This is a genomic window from Paraburkholderia sp. IW21 (assembly GCF_041321145.1).
Classification (GTDB): Bacteria; Pseudomonadota; Gammaproteobacteria; order Burkholderiales; family Burkholderiaceae; genus Paraburkholderia.
Window position 1 is genome coordinate 149,865 of the sequence record NZ_JBGGWA010000001.1, and the last position, 16,823, is coordinate 166,687.

The 16,823-nt window shown below is 62.6% G+C and carries 16 protein-coding genes and 2 pseudogenes; 7 read left to right on the forward strand and 11 right to left on the reverse strand.

The genetic code is table 11. From position 1 onward, the window contains the following. Positions 1-27 precede the first annotated feature (27 nt). Positions 28-1,440, reverse strand: coding sequence for a DUF1254 domain-containing protein (locus tag ACAX43_RS00645; RefSeq protein WP_370706498.1), 1,413 nt, complete (start codon positions 1,438-1,440; stop codon positions 28-30). Positions 1,441-1,725: 285 nt separating this feature from the next. Between ACAX43_RS00645 and ACAX43_RS00650 the strand changes: the two genes are divergently transcribed. After that, on the forward strand, positions 1,726-2,382 hold the full coding sequence (locus tag ACAX43_RS00650; protein WP_370706499.1) for an FMN-binding negative transcriptional regulator: 657 nt from the start codon (positions 1,726-1,728) through the stop codon (positions 2,380-2,382). Positions 2,383-2,531: 149 nt separating this feature from the next. Next, entirely contained in the window at positions 2,532-4,946 is a 2,415-nt protein-coding gene (locus ACAX43_RS00655) for a heavy metal translocating P-type ATPase (RefSeq protein ID WP_370706500.1), read from the forward strand. A gap of 79 nt (positions 4,947-5,025) precedes the next feature. Here ACAX43_RS00655 and ACAX43_RS00660 read toward each other — a convergent pair whose 3' ends face one another. After that, complete coding sequence (locus ACAX43_RS00660) at positions 5,026-5,637, reverse strand: flavin reductase family protein (RefSeq protein WP_370706501.1); 612 nt, start codon at positions 5,635-5,637, stop codon at positions 5,026-5,028. A gap of 261 nt (positions 5,638-5,898) precedes the next feature. Between ACAX43_RS00660 and ACAX43_RS00665 the strand changes: the two genes are divergently transcribed. Together ACAX43_RS00665 and ACAX43_RS00670 are read left to right on the forward strand one after the other, a co-directional pair. Beyond that, positions 5,899-6,294, forward strand: a complete 396-nt coding sequence (locus ACAX43_RS00665; protein WP_370706502.1) for a helix-turn-helix transcriptional regulator — start codon at positions 5,899-5,901, stop codon at positions 6,292-6,294. Positions 6,295-6,296: 2 nt separating this feature from the next. Next, the gene (locus ACAX43_RS00670; protein ID WP_370706503.1) at positions 6,297-7,649 is read left to right on the forward strand and encodes a type II toxin-antitoxin system HipA family toxin; all 1,353 of its coding nucleotides are present in this window, start codon (positions 6,297-6,299) and stop codon (positions 7,647-7,649) included. Positions 7,650-7,677: 28 nt separating this feature from the next. Here ACAX43_RS00670 and ACAX43_RS00675 read toward each other — a convergent pair whose 3' ends face one another. The 5 genes and pseudogenes from ACAX43_RS00675 to ACAX43_RS00695 all read right to left on the reverse strand — a co-directional run. Then, entirely contained in the window at positions 7,678-8,631 is a 954-nt protein-coding gene (locus ACAX43_RS00675) for a 3-hydroxyacyl-CoA dehydrogenase family protein (RefSeq protein WP_370706504.1), read from the reverse strand. Between the two features lie 109 nt (positions 8,632-8,740). Then, positions 8,741-9,052 (reverse strand): hypothetical protein, encoded by a 312-nt coding sequence (locus ACAX43_RS00680; protein ID WP_370706505.1) that lies wholly within the window; start codon positions 9,050-9,052, stop codon positions 8,741-8,743. A gap of 433 nt (positions 9,053-9,485) precedes the next feature. Further along, positions 9,486-9,644 carry a hypothetical protein gene (locus ACAX43_RS00685; RefSeq protein WP_370706506.1) on the reverse strand — a complete coding sequence of 53 codons (159 nt, stop codon included), beginning with the start codon at positions 9,642-9,644 and terminating at the stop codon, positions 9,486-9,488. A gap of 286 nt (positions 9,645-9,930) precedes the next feature. After that, positions 9,931-11,253 (reverse strand): hypothetical protein, encoded by a 1,323-nt coding sequence (locus ACAX43_RS00690; protein WP_370706507.1) that lies wholly within the window; start codon positions 11,251-11,253, stop codon positions 9,931-9,933. A 178-nt stretch (positions 11,254-11,431) separates the two neighbouring features. Beyond that, positions 11,432-11,548: pseudogene (locus tag ACAX43_RS00695) on the reverse strand (MgtC/SapB family protein); the annotation flags it as partial. A 223-nt stretch (positions 11,549-11,771) separates the two neighbouring features. Here ACAX43_RS00695 and ACAX43_RS00700 point away from each other — a divergent pair. Continuing rightward, positions 11,772-12,881: an AGE family epimerase/isomerase gene (locus tag ACAX43_RS00700; protein ID WP_370706508.1), complete on the forward strand. Its 1,110-nt coding sequence runs from the start codon at positions 11,772-11,774 to the stop codon at positions 12,879-12,881. A gap of 65 nt (positions 12,882-12,946) precedes the next feature. On the opposite strand, the gene ACAX43_RS00705 is transcribed toward ACAX43_RS00700, so the two are convergent. Further along, positions 12,947-13,222, reverse strand: coding sequence for a hypothetical protein (locus ACAX43_RS00705; protein ID WP_370706509.1), 276 nt, complete (start codon positions 13,220-13,222; stop codon positions 12,947-12,949). 218 nt (positions 13,223-13,440) lie between these two features. On the opposite strand from ACAX43_RS00705, the gene ACAX43_RS00710 reads away from it, so the two are divergent. Then, positions 13,441-13,644, forward strand: a complete 204-nt coding sequence (locus tag ACAX43_RS00710) for a cold-shock protein (protein ID WP_007178724.1) — start codon at positions 13,441-13,443, stop codon at positions 13,642-13,644. 112 nt (positions 13,645-13,756) lie between these two features. Here ACAX43_RS00710 and ACAX43_RS00715 read toward each other — a convergent pair. Further along, positions 13,757-14,350: pseudogene (locus tag ACAX43_RS00715) on the reverse strand (methyl-accepting chemotaxis protein); the annotation flags it as partial. A 215-nt stretch (positions 14,351-14,565) separates the two neighbouring features. Between ACAX43_RS00715 and ACAX43_RS00720 the strand changes: the two are divergent. Beyond that, positions 14,566-15,000, forward strand: coding sequence for a PaaI family thioesterase (locus ACAX43_RS00720; RefSeq protein WP_370706510.1), 435 nt, complete (start codon positions 14,566-14,568; stop codon positions 14,998-15,000). 158 nt (positions 15,001-15,158) lie between these two features. Here ACAX43_RS00720 and ACAX43_RS00725 read toward each other — a convergent pair whose 3' ends face one another. Both ACAX43_RS00725 and ACAX43_RS00730 read right to left on the reverse strand, forming a co-directional pair. After that, a complete protein-coding gene (locus ACAX43_RS00725) occupies positions 15,159-16,007 on the reverse strand; it encodes an ureidoglycolate lyase (RefSeq protein WP_370706511.1) in 849 nt (282 codons plus the stop codon). Positions 16,008-16,069: 62 nt separating this feature from the next. Next, a complete protein-coding gene (locus ACAX43_RS00730; RefSeq protein ID WP_370706512.1) occupies positions 16,070-16,813 on the reverse strand; it encodes an SDR family oxidoreductase in 744 nt (247 codons plus the stop codon). Positions 16,814-16,823 lie beyond the last annotated feature (10 nt).

The following is a 16,823-nucleotide window of genomic DNA, read 5'->3' on the forward strand; positions in this document are numbered from 1 at the left end:
TGTCGTGATGCACGTTACTGCTGCATGTCACTGACGCACGACCGCCGGCGGTTGCCAGCTACCGTCGGTGGCTTGCGGCTTCGGCGCATACAGGCGCAGCACCAGTTGCAGATCGGCGCGCGGCGCCGGCAGCCAGTTGCCGCTCTTGCCGCGTGTCGACGATACCGTCACGTCCAGCGAGCCGTCGCGATTACGACGCGCGCCATTGCGATCGCCAACCGCCAGACGCGCCGGTGCGCTTTCGCCCAGCGCGCCGTCTTTCGTGTAAGCAGTGATCGACCAGAAGCCGCGCACCGGCGGCAACTGGTTCGGCGCGAAGTGGATCACGTAGCGGTTGGCGCCGTTGAGCGCATGGCCGTCGCTGTCCTGGGTGACGACCGCGCGCACTTCATCGTCTTTCGTGCCGATGCCCGGTTGGGTGGCAGCGGCGTAAGCGCGCATCGCGTAGTCGGGACCGTAGTTACCCACGCCGTCGCCGAACCAGCTCCAGCCGTTGCCGCTCAGCAGATTGGAAGGCGGCGTGACGACGCGCTCGTGGCCGTCGGCGAGGCCCGCGGCGATCGCCTCGGGGGCGCTCGGGAGCTTTACCGGTTCGCCAGGCGTCACGCCGAAGTCCGACAGCATTTTCAACGCATGCGGATCGGCAGGCGTCGGCGGATTGTCGGGCAACGCCTGCGCGAGCCGGCTGAAGAAGGCGTTCGCGTCGAGCGCGGCGACTCGCGCGGCCGGCGTGCCGGAAGCGGCTGCATCGACGGCATTGCTGCGCGGCGGCGTAATCGACGCCGAGCGCCGGTCGCCGGCGTAGACGCTCAGCGGCGCGACGCGGATGGCGCGCTGCAGCTTGCGCACCGCCGTCAGGTCGCGCGTACCGTTCGACTGGATGCGCACGCTCACCCAGGCGTTGCGGGTCGGCACGTCGACGCGCTTCACGCCCTTGGGCAGATCGCCTTGCCAACCCGGACCGACGAAGGCAACGGTTTGCGCCTTGATGCCCGCGGCGCGGGTGGCAAACTCCGAGCCGGTCGACCAGACTACGTTGGTCCACATGTCGAGCACGCGGGCGTCGACGTAGCGGCCGTGCGAGTCGGGCAGCGACACGATCACCGGCTCGCTGCCAACGTCCAGCCAGCCGGTCGAGTCGAGCGTGTCGAGACTCGGTTGCAACGGATTGGCTGCGCCGATTGGCGGCAAAGCCTGCGCGTGACGCAGCGTATTGATCGGCGCCTGGCCTGGATCGGTGCCGACCGCCGCATCGCGCGCGACGTCCATCAGCACCAGCGGATAGGCGAATACGTACGAATCAGCGACTTCGTCCTTGATCCAGCCGGGGGTTTTTTGCGTTGTGGACGAGGTCGACGCGCAACCCGCCAGAAATGCAAGGCCTGCGAGCGATGCGCAGGTCCAGTGAAGCGAAAATAGCGCTCGGCGATTTTTTATCATTCGTTCGGGTAGCGGAACGTGCGGTCCTAGGGGAAAACGTCGGTGCGCAGCGGGGACCTGCTTGCGTGGCCTCCCAAAGCTCAGCGCAGTCAGTCTGCGTCTCGCGATGCCGACAACATCGGGTTGTATCGTATCCTTGTTCACCAGGCAAGCGCAAAGGCAGGAATAGCGCTTTGTAATGAGCGCGCGGACACCATTTACATTACGGTTGACGATTTTTGCCCCTCCCGCGCCGACGCTTGCCCTTCTCGACCACGCATCGATCTTTTGTATCCGGAGCGCTTTATGTACATGCCCGCCCAATTTGAAGAGAGCCGTCCAGAGGTTCTCCATCGCCTGATCGCCGAGCAGCCCTTCGGCGCGCTCATTACCCATGGACCAAACGGGCTCGATGCGAACCATTTGCCGTTCGACCTGGAAGTCGTCCCCGAAGGGGCTCCCGCCCAAACCCACGGCATCCTTCGCGCCCACGTGGCCCGGGCCAACCCGGTCTGGCAGGAGGTCGCCGCCAATCCGGAAGCCCTTGTGATCTTCCAGGGGCCGGCCGCCTACATCTCGCCGACCTGGTATCCGAGCAAGCACGAGGCGCATCGGCAGGTGCCGACTTACAACTATATGGTGGTGCATGCGCACGGCCGGATCGTCGTGCGCGACGACGAAAAGTTCGTGCGTGGCCTCGTCGCGCGACTCACCCGTAAGATGGAAGCGGGCGAACCGGTGCCGTGGAAGATGGGCGACGCGCCGGCCGACTATATCGCCCAGATGCTGGGCGCGATCGTCGGTATCGAGATCGAGGTCGAGCGGCTGGTGGGCAAGTGGAAGCTCGGCCAGAACAAGGAAGCCGCGGACCGGCGCGGCGCGGCCGAAACCCTGCTGGCGCGCCCCAGCGACGAGCAGAAGGCAGTCGGCCAGGCCATGCTGGACGCGCCGCCGGCGTTCTGACCGGGCGATTTCAGCAGCGCAGCCTGGGTGGTGGGAGGCGCGTTGGTAGCACTCCAGCTCGCAACTTAAACATCCTTGACCTTCCCATCATAGGAAGGTCAATACTGGGTTCATGATGCGGCCCAATGCCGTCACGAGCCTTGCCTACCATGACCGAACTTGCCACTCCCCAGCGCCCCTTGGGCGCTACCCCTTCCGGAACCGCCGAACTCGACATCAGCGGGATGACCTGCGCCTCATGCGCGATGCGTGTCGAGAAGGCGCTAGCCAAAGTGCCCGGTGTCACGGGCGTGTCGGTGAATCTCGCGACCGAAACGGCGACCGTCAATCTTGGCGACCCGGCCTCGGCCGCGGATACCGACGTCGACACGCTGATTGCAGCCGTCAAGAAAGCGGGCTACGAGGCAGCGTTGATCGCGCCGCCAGACGCACCGGCGGCGGCCGACAATGCCACCGCTGCCTCCCCTGCCGACAGCAAACGCACCCAAACCCGCCGCGAACTGGCAGCCGTACTCGCCTCCGCCGTGCTGACGCTGCCACTGGTCCTGCCGATGGTCGGTGAGTGGTTCGGCTTGCACGCGGTGCTTTCGCCGTGGCTGCAACTCGGTCTTGCCTCGATCGTGCAATTCGTGTTCGGCGCGCGTTTTTATCGCGCGGCCTACCGTGCCGTTCGGGCCGGCGCCGGGAACATGGACTTGCTGGTGGCGCTCGGCACGTCGGCGGCTTATGGAATCAGCGTGTATGAACTCGCGACCCATCCGGGCGACATGATGCATCTGTATTTCGAGGCGTCGGCGGTGGTGATTACGCTGGTGCGCTTCGGCAAATGGCTCGAGGCGCGCGCCAAGCGCCAGACCACGGACGCGATCCGCGCGCTCAACGCGCTGCGTCCCGACCGCGCGCGGATTCGCGTCGGCGCCGACGAACGCGAAGTACCGCTCGCGCAGGTGCGGGTCGGCACGGTGGTGATCGTGCGTCCCGGCGAACGCGTGCCGGTCGACGGCGCAGTGCTTGAAGGCCGCACCCATATCGACGAATCGCTGATTACCGGCGAAAGCCTGCCGGTGCCGAAGCAGACAGCCGATCCGGTCACCGCCGGTTCGATCAACGGCGAAGGCGCGATTGCGGTGACCACCACCGCGATCGGCGCGGAAACGACGCTCGCGCGAATTATTCGCCTCGTGGAAAGTGCTCAGGCTGAGAAGGCACCGATCCAGCGCCTGGTCGACCGGGTCAGCGAGATTTTCGTACCGGCGATTCTGGCGATTGCGGCGTTGACGCTAGTGGGCTGGTTGATTGCCGGCGCGGGCGGCGAAACCGCGATTCTGAATGCGGTCGCCGTACTGGTGATCGCCTGCCCGTGCGCGCTCGGGTTGGCCACGCCGGCGGCCATCATGGCCGGCACCGGCGTCGCCGCGCGGCATGGTGTGCTGATCAAGGACGCCGAGGCGCTGGAAACCGCGCATCGCGTGAATATTGTCGCGTTCGATAAAACCGGCACGCTGACGGTCGGGCAACCGTCGGTAACGGCGTTCGAGCCGGTCGGCGGCATGGGTCGCGAAGAGACGCTGGCGCTTGCTGCAGCCGTCCAGCGGCATAGCGATCATCCGTTGGCGCGGGCGGTGGTGAAGGCATATGAAGCGGCACACGCGGAGGGTCCAAAAGCCGACGCTGCGGTTGAGGACTCGTCAGCGAATAACGGCGCCATGGCAGGGAGCGACAACGCGCGGCACGTTTCCGGGTCCACAACAGTAGAGACGCCAGCTACTGAATCGCCGGTTGCGATACTCACCGCAAGCGCCGCGCGCGCCGTCCCGGGCCGAGGCGTGGAAGCAGACATTGACGGCCGCACCCTGGCGCTCGGCAGCACGCGCTGGCTCAACGAACTCGGCATCCAGCTGCCGCCGCACCTCACCACGCGCGCAAAACAGCTCGAAGCCGCCGGCAACACTGTCTCCTGGTTGATGGAGCGCGCGCCGCTTGCGCCCACCGTTTTGGCACTGATCGCCTTCGGCGACACCGTCAAACCGACCGCCCGGGCGGCCGTCGAACGGCTCGCTCAAATGGGCATCAAAAGCGTGCTCGTCACCGGCGACAATCACGGCAGCGCGGCGAGCGTCGCCAAGGCGCTCGGCATCGACGAATTTCACGCCGAAGTCCTGCCCGATGACAAAGCCCGTGTGATCCGCGATCTGAAAATCCGCAGCGCCGGCATCGTCGCGATGGCGGGTGACGGTATCAACGACGCCCCCGCGCTCGCCGCCGCCGATATCGGCATCGCGATGGCAACCGGCACCGACGTCGCGATGCAGGCGGCCGGCATCACGCTGATGCGCGGCGACCCGTCGCTGGTGGCCGACGCTATCGACATTTCGCGCAAGACCTGGCGCAAGATCCAGCAGAACCTCTTCTGGGCCTTCGTCTACAACCTGGTCGGTATCCCGCTCGCGGCCTTCGGCTTGTTGAATCCGATGCTGGCCGGCGCGGCGATGGCGTTTTCGAGTGTGAGCGTCGTGACCAACGCATTGCTGCTGCGCACCTGGCGCGGCGCACCGGGGCGTTGATGGGCAATATACCGCGTGCCGATAGCGTTGATTTTCGCGCGGCGCATCTTGCTTCAAACGCCTCTGCGTTCACGAACCGTTATGCGGTCGGACGGAACATCTGGAACATCGCCCCGATTTCGGCGTAGTCGGCGCGATAGCCGGCGCGCATGATGGGCTGCGCGGCGTGAGTGTCGAACAGACCGTCTTTCAGATAGGCCTCGTTGATGTGGACACCGACCACCTGCCCAAGCGACAGGTAGTTGTCCATCGGCTTGCCCTCGAGGGTGTGCAAACGCACGACTTGCAGCAGCTTGCATTCGAGCGCGGCCGGCGATTCGGCAACGTGCGGCACGGCGACGTTGCGGCCCGGTGCAGGTGTGAGGCCAGCGAGTTCGAATTCGTCGACGTGCGGCGCGACCGGTGCCGACGAGCGGTTCATCTGCTCGGCGAGCGGCTTGGTGGCGAGATTCCAGACGAATTCGCCGGTTGCTTCGATGTTGGCGACGCTGTCTTTACGGCCTTCGCTGCAGAAACCGATGATCGGCGGGAAGCTGGCGAAAGCGCCGAAGAAGCTGTACGGCGCGAGATTCAGCGCGCCTTCGGCGTCGCGGGAGGAAATCCAGCCGATCAGGCGCGGCGCGACGATGGCCTTGAACGGGTCGTGCGGGAGGCCGTGACCGGCAGCGGGGTCGTAGAAGTAGTGGGACATGGTTGGTGTCGAAGTTTGCGGGTGAGGCGGGAAGGGATTTATACCGCAGACTCGCCGAAGCTGCTGGAAGGCGGGTTCAGGGGGATGCTGCTATCGGCTCTTTCGGGCGTGCGGTTGATCGATTGGCTTCGCGATCCATGCTTGACAGGCTTTGGAATGTAAATTGAATATACAGACTATAACCTGTATATTCAATTTACAGCTTATTGTCTGTATCTTTGTGGTACAGTCCACAGACTGTACGGGCCTGAAGAAAATCCAATGGATTACGCTATCAAGACGCTAAGTCAGCTCCGCCCCATTCTGCTGGGCTTCCGCAAGTCCGCAGGGCTCACACAAGCTGCGGTGGCCAAACTGCTGGGTATCACCCAGCAAAGCTACGCACAACTGGAAGCCAATCCGGCATCGGCGAGCGTAGAGCGGCTCTTTAAGGTCATGCGTTTGCTGAACGTGGAACTGAGCTTAAGCCAGACGTCCCCCTCGCCAAGCAGTAAGCCGGCGCAGACCGGCACGCCGAAGCGTCAACGGCCGGTCCCCACCGTCAAGAAAGCAAAACTTCCGTCTACGGCCAACCGCTCAGGCTCTACCTCGAAAGCATCGAGCTCGAAGCAGCCCCTTGTGGCGATCACGACAAAAAAGAAAAGGGAAAACTGGTAATCATGGCGCGCCGCTCTCAGACGCAACGACTCGACATCTGGATGAACGGCCTGCCGGTCGGCTACTGGGAAAAAGCACGAGAAGGGGACCGCCTCAGTTATCTCGACAAGTGGATCGAAGATGAACAGGGGCGCCCACTTTCCTTGTCGATGCCGTTCACACCCGGCAATCAGCCCTATCGCGGCGACGTGGTCAGTGCATTCTTCGACAATCTGCTTCCCGATAGCGATGCGATCCGCCGGCGATTGGCTCAACGGCATCGCACGGGCAGCACGAATGCTTTTGACCTGCTGGTAGCGCTTGGTCGTGACTGCGTTGGTGCGATCCAACTCCTCCCGCCTGACGAGCAACCCACCGAACTTTACGGCATCTCCGGAACGCCGCTATCCGAGCCGCAGGTTGCTCAGTTGCTGCGTAATGCAACCGCAGTAGCGCCGCTCGGCCAATATGAGAGCGGTTCGGACCTGAGGCTATCGATTGCCGGTGCCCAGGAGAAAACCGCGCTGCTGCGCCACGATGAGCAGTGGATCTACCCGAGCGGCAGCACGCCGACCACGCATATCTTCAAGCTCCCGCTCGGCCTCGTTGGGAACATGCAGGCGGATATGCGGACGTCGATTGAAAACGAATGGCTGTGCTCGAAAGTCGTCTCGGCGTATGGACTGCCCGCAGCGAATTGCGAGGTTGCAACGTTCGACGATCAGAAAGCGCTCGTGGTCGAGCGCTTCGACCGCAGGCTGTCGAGTGACGCAAGCTGGATCGTGCGCCTTCCGCAGGAAGACATGTGCCAGGCCACCGGAAGGCCCTCCCATCTGAAGTACCAAGCCGACGGTGGGCCGGGCATCGCCGAGATCATGGAGGTATTGCTCGGCTCGGAAAACGCGGATCAGGATCGCCGACAGTTCTTCAAGACCCAACTCGTGTTCTGGCTACTGGCAGCAACGGATGGGCATGCAAAGAACTTCAGTATTTTTCATTTGCCTCGCGGGGCGTACCGATCGACGCCGCTTTACGATGTGCTCTCCGCACATCCGATCATCGGCCCGAGGCGCAATCAGATTGCGCGTCAAAAGGCGAAGATGGCGATGGCGGTTCGTGGCAGTGCCAATCACTACCTGATCGACAAGATTCAAGGTCGGCACTGGACCCAACAGGCTCGGCAAATCGGGTTGGGAAACGAGACGGCGCAGGACATTATTGCCGAAGTCGTCGACATGACTGATCGCGTGATCAACGAGGTGAGCGGTCAAGTGCCTCCAGGATTTCCGAAGGGACTGGCGGAATCGATTCTGAGTGGAGTTGGGAGGCAGCGGAACAAGCTAGCGGGGGCGCCGAGTCGGTCGTCCGCCGCATAGGAAGGAAAGTGCCTCCCGCATCGCTGCATTAACCCCGACTAATCACGCGCTTCCGGCCTTCTTTCACTTGCGCCAGATGGGCCTCGTCCCATTCATAGAAACCCGCGCCGCTGCGCACGCCGACACGCCCGGCGTTCACCTGCGTACGCAGCAGTTCGAGCACGTCTTCATCTTTGGCGAGTTCCGGCATCAGATGTGTCGAGATGTCCAGGAAGGTATCGAGGCCGCCCATGTCCGCGCCCTCGAACGGCCCGACGATGCCCCAACGGCGGCCGAGCGACGCCTTCATGACCCGGTCGACGACATCCGGCGTTGCCGCACCCGAGCGCACGATGTTCAACGCCTCGCGCAGCACCGCGAACTGCAGCCGGTTACCGACAAAACCCGGAATCGCCTTCGCCAGTACCACCGGCTCCATGCCGATCGCGCTCATCAACGCGGCGGTCTGCTCCGTCACTTCTGGCGCGGTTGCGGTACCCGGCACAACTTCGACGAGCGGAATCATATGCGGCGGATTCCAGAAATGCGCGATCAGAAACCGCTCCTTCGCGCGTAGCGGAGCAACCAGTTGGTCGGGCGGAAAACCGCTGGTGTTGCTCGCGAGAATCGCATCGTCTGACATCAATTCAGCCAGCGACGCGTACAAGCGATGTTTCAGTTCGAGCACCTCGGGAATCGCTTCGATTACACATTGCGCCGACGCCATCGCGTCGAGTTGCGCATGCGTCTCGATGTGCGCGAGTGCCGCCTGTTTGGCGGCCTGGTCGATGCGTCCGGCATCGATCAGCTCGTCGAGCACTGCTTCCGCCTTCGGCGCGACGCTCGCGAGGCGCGCCGGATCGACGTCGTGAACGATCGTCCGGTGCCCGTGCAATGCGCTTTGCGTCGCGATGCCGACGCCCATCAATCCCGTGCCCACCACGCCTATCACTGCCTTGTCCACGCCGCTCTCCTGCTGCCGTCGATGAAAGCTTTCAAGCATAGCGCAGCGCGCCCGTTTTCAAGCCGGAACGTAACAAAGCCGGCCTTCCGTGAGGAAGGACCGGCTTTGTCGACTTCACGCCGCGTCGCGCGGCGCTGTCATTCGCGCATTAGTAGCGCTGGGGCGGCGGGCGATGGTCGTCGCCGTGGCCGTGATGGTGCGGATCGTCGTCGTGCGGATGACGACGCATCCAGTCGTCGTGTTGCCAATAGCGATGACCGTCATAGTAACGATCGCCATGCCAGCCGATGTCGACCGACACGCCCACCGGCATCATGTGCGGCTGACCGTACACCGCCGGTCCATGACCATTCTCGACGGCCACCCGTTCCTGGGCGAAAGCGCTGCCGGCTGCGAGCAGCGCACCACCGGCCAGCAAGGTTGCAATAATCGAACGCGATGTCTTGTTAACGGTTTTCATCGTGACCTCCCATCAAAGTTTTTGGTATCAAGCCGGCGTCCGTGTTTGGGGTACATCGAACCGCGATTTCGGGTTCGGACCAGACGCCGTACGCTTGAGACCAACTTTAGCGGTGCACACCGCATGAAGACGTGAGCACTTGTAAGCCCACATTTCACAGACAGGGACTGATGAATGGAGGCCTTTTCGGCGTTCACCGCCCGTCTGCAAGGCATGCACGACGGATCGACCACGCGGCGCGGCAGCGCACTGTCAGGCGCTGTTACATTCATTTCCGCGGAGAAATATTCGGAAACGCCGGAGATGGGAAGCAAACCGCCCAAAAAAACAAAAGCCACGGCACGCGTTTCGCAGGCCGTGGCTTGATGATGCTAGCGCACTCAAGTGCGCGCCCATGCGCAGTTGCTCGCGCGCAGGCAGTCCGATTTTGCTTTTAGTCGCTCAGCTTGATGCCGAACAACGTGGCTTGCGCTTTGCGCATGCGCTCCGCTTCGCGGCTACGCGCTGCATACGAATAGTCCGAATCCAGCGGCAGATGGGGCGACGCAAAGAGGTCGCTGACCTTTTGGAACAATGCAAAAATGAAGCTCATGGCGACTCCCGGTTGGTTACTGCATTTGCTAGGGTTTTCCCTTAATTGGAATTATAGGGTTTTCCCTAGTCAAAAGCTAGTGCGATGCAGCAATTTCTTGGGTGTGATGCATTGCCACAGGGTTTTTCTTCATGGTGCGTCGCATCATGACAACGTCCCCGTTTTTCAGCTTTCGGGGTCACAAGCGTCTGCCTATTGAAGCGTGGTCGATTGAAGCGTGCGCGATCGCGCCCGCGAAGCGAGGCGCCGCGCCCCGGCTTGTCGCCGGGGCGGCGATCACTGAAGATCAGTGCGAGGTGACTGCTTTCGGCTTGTGCGCGCGCTGTACTCGCGCGCTGCGCTTGCCATGAGCCGGCGCGGCAGCGGCTGGCTGAGACGCAGTGGTTGCGGCTACGTCGGAAGCCGCATTGGCGGCCGCCGCGTTGGCCATCGCCATGTGGGTGTCGAGCAAGCTGACCATGGCGGCCTGCTGGTTCTGCATCATCTGTTCGACGCGATGCTGCTGGGCCGTGGTCTCGCGCGTCAGGCGCATCAGGAGCACGGTCTGCGCGATGCCGATGGCGACCGTCACCAGCAACGCGCCCACCACGATCGACAGCATCCATTTCATGCGGCGTGAGTGATCGGTCGCGGCGAGGCGTTGATCGGCGATCACACCATATAAGGCATCCACGGTATCGGCGAAGGCAGTTGCTCGCGCGCGGTCGAGTTCGGGCGCGGCGCGCAGTGCTGCCGACGCAGCTTCGGCAGTTTGGGTTTCCCGGAAAGACGCGCCGAATGCAGTGTTTGCATGCGCGTGTGCAGACGCCGACGCACTGCCCGAAGGCTCGGCGGCCAGATTCGGCTCGCCAGTCGCGGCGCCGGATGCTGATACGGTGCGCTCCGCGCCTGCATTCGCGGCTTCGGTTCCGGCCACTTCTCGCGAAGCCGTCGTCGCCTTGAGGAAGGTCGCCGCGAAGCGCTGCGGCGGCAAAGGCGGCTTAGCGCCGCCCGGCGTGGATGCAGCCGCTGTAGCTGCGGTCGTAGCGCCCGGCTCCGCTGCCTGACGCAGCGCGGCCACACTGCGCGCCACCGTCGCCGCGGCCATTGCAGGCGTGAGCGGCGCAGTCGCGTCCCGTGTCGCCGGCTTCTCTTCGGTGCATAACTCCTCTGCCGCCTTCGCCTCCGCAAAAGCCAACTCGCTGACCGGCGATGCCGTTGCAGCCAGGCCCCCCGTCTCCAGCCCACTCAATTGCGCATTCGCTGGCGTCACGTCATCTGACTTCGCGACCCGAGGCGCACGGCGCGCCGCCTTCGCGTCCAGCGAAGCGCTGTCGGCATCGATTGCGCCGACCGCTGCCAGCACGACATCGGGCAATTCAAAGCCATGCAGCGTGCCCTGCCGGACGTCGATGTTCATCGCTTCCAGCGTGGCGCGGGTGGGATCGTCGGGGAACAGATCGAGCGTGGTGTCGTCGCGTGAGGCGTCGCTCAATTGCGCGAGGCGTTGTGCCGAGCGCGCGGCGCGCGCCAGCTTGTTTTCAGTTTCGGTCGAGACAGTGGCCTGACGCCGCTTCTTCGAAGCGGCGCGCGGAGCCTGGGACTGCGTGGATGCTGCGGAATCTGCCATAGAGAAAAAAGCGGTCGTCGCCGGGAAGCGGGCGCCGAGCACCGCTCGTCAATGCCATTGGAATTTTTCGAGACCGCATTGTCGCATGGCCGCCCGCACCTGCCGAAGCCATTCGCCGAGGATTTGCCGCTTTTTAAGACACCGCCTCGTCCTGCCGAAGCGGCTTGACGCCGTGCAGTTAACGCAAGCGCGTGCAGATCGCCTCATATCCGGCATTCGACACGCGATGCAGCGTGATCATGACTTCATCCCACTCCGGCGCGTCGTCGCTTTGCTGCATCACGAACTGCCTGACGCACGCTGCCGAGCGCTGCGGCCAGCACCAGAGGGGAAATGAGTTCGAGATTCCCTAACATTGTTTTTCTCTTTATCTGAAATTATTTGAAGCGTATTCCTCAACTGTGTCGGGGTGCCAGCGACAGCCGTTTGCTTTATGCTTGGCCGCACGCCGCCCCACCCAAAGCACCAGCCCGAGCCTGCGCGCGCTTCGAACCGCCGCGTTTTTGTCCAATCGAACTATGCAAAGCATGACCCCTTCCACCGCTTCAACGATCGCTCTTGCTACCGCCTTGCGTGACCACTTCACGCGCGTGGTGCTGCCGCTGTGGCGCGGACCCGGTTTCAATACCGAACTAAAGCTGCCGTATGAAGCGGTCAACGCAGAGGGTCCCTCGGCGCTACCCGCAGAACGCTACCGGGCGATGGCGTGCGCGCGACAATTGTTCGTGTTCTCGCAAGCCGGCGATGCGGCTCATGCACAGGTGCTGTTCGATTCGTTGATGCACACCTTTCAGGACACGCGTCACGGCGGATGGTTCTATAGCGTGGATGCGCAGGGCGCCCCGCTCGACACGACCAAAGACCTGTACACGCATGCGTTCGTGGTCTTCGCGTGTGCGGAATACGGCGGCCGTTCCGGAAATCGCGACGCGCTCGAGGTCGTGCATCGCACGTCGGCACTGATCCAGTCGGACTTCGCCGCCGAAGGCGACCTGTTCAACGCCGCGCTCACCGCGGACTTCGCCCGCGTGACCGGCACGCCGATCCAGAATCCCTTGATGCACCTCACGGAGGCCTGGCTGGCCGCCCGCGAAGCCACGCACGATAACGCCTTCGACGCCGCGTTGCGCCGCCTCGCCAACGCCGTCGCGCATCGCTTCGTGCATGGGCCGACCGGCTGCATCGCCGAATTGCCGATTGGCGCGGACGACAATCGTCTGGAACCGGGTCACCAGTTCGAGTGGCTCTGGCTGGTCAAACAGGGGGGTGCGTTGTTCGAAGCCTCAGGTCTCCACGAAGCACTGCCCCGGGCGTTCAGCTTCGCGCAGCAATACGGCGTGGACCAGAAAACGGGCGGCGTGTGCGCCTCGCTCGACGAAACCGGCCAGATCAAGGACGCCACCCAGCGGATCTGGGCTCAGACGGAATATCTGCGCGCGCTGGCGAGCCACGGCGATCCGGCTGCGCTCGCCGCGCTGCCGCGGCAAATCGAGCTTTTCCAACAACGTTTCTTGCGCCCGCAAGGGTGGTTCGAAAGTAAAACCGCGGCCGGTGACGTGGCGCGTGCCGACATGCCGTCGACCACGCCCTATCACCTCGCGACTGCCTATGAGGCGTTGCCGGGCTGAGCGCCGGCAGCTACGTTCCGCGTCGCCGGGCATCGGCACCAAAGCCGACCGTCCGGTCGATCAAATCAATATGCTTCGCGTTGCCAAGGTCCCCAATCGGCGTCGGCAGTTTTAAATCGCGTGTAGGTCGCGCTTTGTCCGGTGGGGGTGTCCGATGTATCGCCGTGCGGCTTTTTGTCGGTGGTGTGAAGGGCGAAGGCCTGGTGGTCTTCGGTATTGACCGTGATGCGGCCGACCGGGTCCGGGGCGCTTTCCTGAGGTGATTTAGACTCCAATATCGCGAGATAGGGGGTCAAACGACTCCAGAACGAGGTAAGTTCTTCTTGCAAATAATGTGTCAATGTTTTTCCTGGAAGAGTAATACAAGCAGTTTACCCTACCGGCTGGAATACCCCCCAAAACGCTTTTGAGACCTCAAAAGGGCCCAATCGGGGGAATACCCGAATACTTGTTGATTGGCGTCCATCATAAAGACGTGATACAACTCCTACTTCGCGCTCGATCTCGTGTTGAGAACTAGCGGTCGCGAATGCAACACACAACATTTACTGGATTAAAAATGGCAACAGGTACTGTGAAGTGGTTTAACGATGCAAAGGGCTTTGGCTTCATCACGCCGGACGACGGCGGCGAAGACCTGTTTGCGCACTTTTCGGAAGTTCAAGGCAGCGGCTTCAAGTCCCTGCAGGAAAACCAGAAAGTGACGTTCGAAGTTAAGCAAGGCCCGAAGGGCAAGCAGGCTGCGAACATCCAGCCGGCCTAAGTACCGTCAGGTACTTTGAGGCACCCTTAGGCGCTTGCGTCTGATGCAAAATGGCCCGCGAAAGCGGGCCATTTTCTTTTGCCGCTGCCTTCTTTTTGAGCGCTCGCGCGGCTTAAGTTGCCCGCATTCCCGACAGCGCGAACCCCGCCGTTTGCCCGCGCATCTCGTCGATTTGTTGCGTCCGCAACACAGTTTCGGAAATTTCGAACACGGAAACGGCTTCATTCAGTTGCTGCGCGCTGCGCTGAGCCAAACCCCGCACCTCACCCGCCACCACGGCGAAGCCACGGCCCTGCTCGCCCGCGCGCGCCGCTTCGACAGCCACGTTCAACGCCAGGATATTGGTCTGGAACGCGATGCGTGATCGGCGTTCTGGCGCACGGTGGCGGTCAGTTCCTCCATGCTCGACGCGGTTTCTTCAAGCGAGGCGGCCTGGTTCTCAGTCCGTGCCGACAGATCGGCGTTACCGGTGGCGATTTCGTTGGCGCCGAGGTGGATCAAGTCGACGGATTCGCGCACGGTTTGCACGGTGCGCGCCACGCTCGCCTGCATTTTCGCGAGACCCGAGAACAGACGGCCGATTTCATTGCGGCCGCGCGAGGCGATCGGCTGGTCGAGGCAGCCCTTGCGCGATGCGGTCGAAGTGACGGCCGGCTTCTTCCAGAATGCAAAGAATGACGGAAGCTATGCCACGGTTAACGGCATACCAGAACTTTGCTTGAGGTCAAATTTCGCCAACAATCGCCTTACAACCCCTTTTCGTCGGTCAACCCCACAATTCTCATCGTTTTTCGCAATAATGCCGCACAGATATTTCCGATTCACCTTGACGCGATGCGTCGGCGCTTCCTAGAGTGGGTAGGGACTGCACAACGCACGCCAGTGCAGATGCCACTGCGGGCCACGCCCGAAGGAATCACGATGACCGACCTCCTCGACCGGGCGCGCGGCGCACTGCATGCCCAGCCTTTCAGCATGCTGCTAGGCGCCGAGCTGATGCACACGGGCACCAACGAACTGACGCTATGCCTGCCGATTCGCGACGAACTGCGGCAGCAGCATGGCTTCGTCCATGGCGGCGTCATCAGTTATCTCGCCGATAACGCGCTGACGTTCGCCGGCGCGCTGTCGCTGGGGCCGAAGGTCGTGACCGGCGAGTACAAGATCAACTATCTGCGTCCCGCGGTGAACGGCACGTTGATCGCGCGGGCGAAAGTCATCTACGCCGGACGGTATCAGGCAACCTGCCAGTGCAACGTGTATGTGATGGATGGAGAGCGCGAAAAGCTCGTCGCCGTTGCACAAGGCACAATCAATCGAATCGGTGACAACGGCGAACACGAACCGGTGGGTTGAACGTCGATCAATCGGTTGTGCTGTTTACGGGGCCGCTTCAATTCCCCACGCGTGAACGCAGTTAGACGCTCGTGCGCAGGGCCATAAAAAATGCCGTTCCTGCATCACAGGAACGGCATTTTCATCAACAACCCATTTTCACCCAGGCAGCAAGCGGTTCACTCCGCCGCGTAAGTCTTCTGCGTCTGTTCGCCGAGACCTTCAATACCGAGGCGTATCGTCTGCCCCGGCTTCAAGAACACTGGATTCGGCTTCACACCCATGCCGACGCCCGGCGGCGTGCCGGTCGAAATCACGTCGCCCGGTTGCAGGCTCATGCACTGCGACACATACGACACAAGCTTCGCCACGCCGAACACCATCGTCTTCGTGCTGCCGTTCTGATAGCGGTGGCCGTCCACTTCGAGCCACAGGCTCAGGTTCTGCGGATCCGCAACTTCATCGCGCGTCACGACCCACGGGCCGATCGGGCCGAACGTATCGAAGCCCTTGCCCTTGTCCCACGTACCGCCGCGCTCGATCTGCCATTCACGTTCGGAAACGTCGTTGATCACGCAGTAACCGGCGACGTAATCAAGCGCGTTGGCTTCGTCGATATATTTCGCCGGCTTGCCGATCACCACCCCGAGTTCGACTTCCCAGTCGGTCTTCTTCGAGCCGCGCGGAATTTCGACGTCGTCGTTCGGGCCGCAGATCGCGCTCGTCCACTTGTTGAAAATCACCGGTTCCGAAGGCACCGGCAGATTCGATTCGGCGGCGTGGTCCGCGTAATTCAGCCCGATGCAGATGAACTTGCCGATCTTGCCAACGCACGGTCCCATGCGCGGATTGCCATCCACGACCGGCAACGAAGCCGGATCGATCCCACGCAGTTTGGCGAGACCTTCGTCAGTCAGCGCGGCGCCGTCGATATCGCCCACCACCTTCGACAGATCGCGAATCTTGCCTTGCGCGTCGAGCAAGCCCGGCTTTTCCTGGCCTTTCGGCCCATAACGAAGCAGTTTCATCGTTGCACTTCCCTTTACGTTCAGTGATATTCGGTTCGAGTGTCCGCGTGCGTCAGTGTCTGTCAGTTCGACCAGCCGCCGTCGATCACATGCGCGTGGCCGGTCGTAAACGACGATTCGTCAGACGCGAGATACAGTGCCAGCGCGGCGATTTCTTCCGGCTTGCCGATGCGGCCCATCGGCTGACGCGCGACAAAGGCCGCCTGCACGTCTTGCAGCGTCGCGCCCTGAGCCTTGGCCTGCTCAATGATCCGCTGTTCGAGCGACGGCGAAGCCACCGTGCCCGGGCAAATCGCGTTACAGCGTACACCACGTGTGATGAAGTCGGCAGCAACGGACTTGGTGAGCCCGAGTACCGCCGCCTTCGACGCGCTGTAGACAAAGCGGTTCGGCACGCCCTTCACGCTCGACGCCGCCGACGACATGTTGATGATCGAGCCACCGCCGTTCTCCAGCATCGCGGGCAAGAACGCGCGGATCATCCGGTACATCGCCTTCGCGTTGAGATCGAACGCGAAGTCCCAGTCTTCGTCGCTCGATTCGAGAATCGAGCCGGCATGCACGAAGCCTGCGCAGTTGAACAGCACGTCGATCGCGCCGAGTTCGGCGGCCAGCGCCTTGATTGCCGCGTCGTCGCGCACGTCGAGCTTGCGCGCTTCGACCGGCTTGCCGGCAAGTCCGTCGATGCGGATATCGGTGGCGATCACGCGCGCGCCTTCAAGCGCGAACAGTTCCGCGGTGGCGAGGCCGATGCCTTGTCCTGCCGCGGTGATCAGGGCCGTCTTGCCGGCCAGTCTTTGTGTCATCTACGACTCC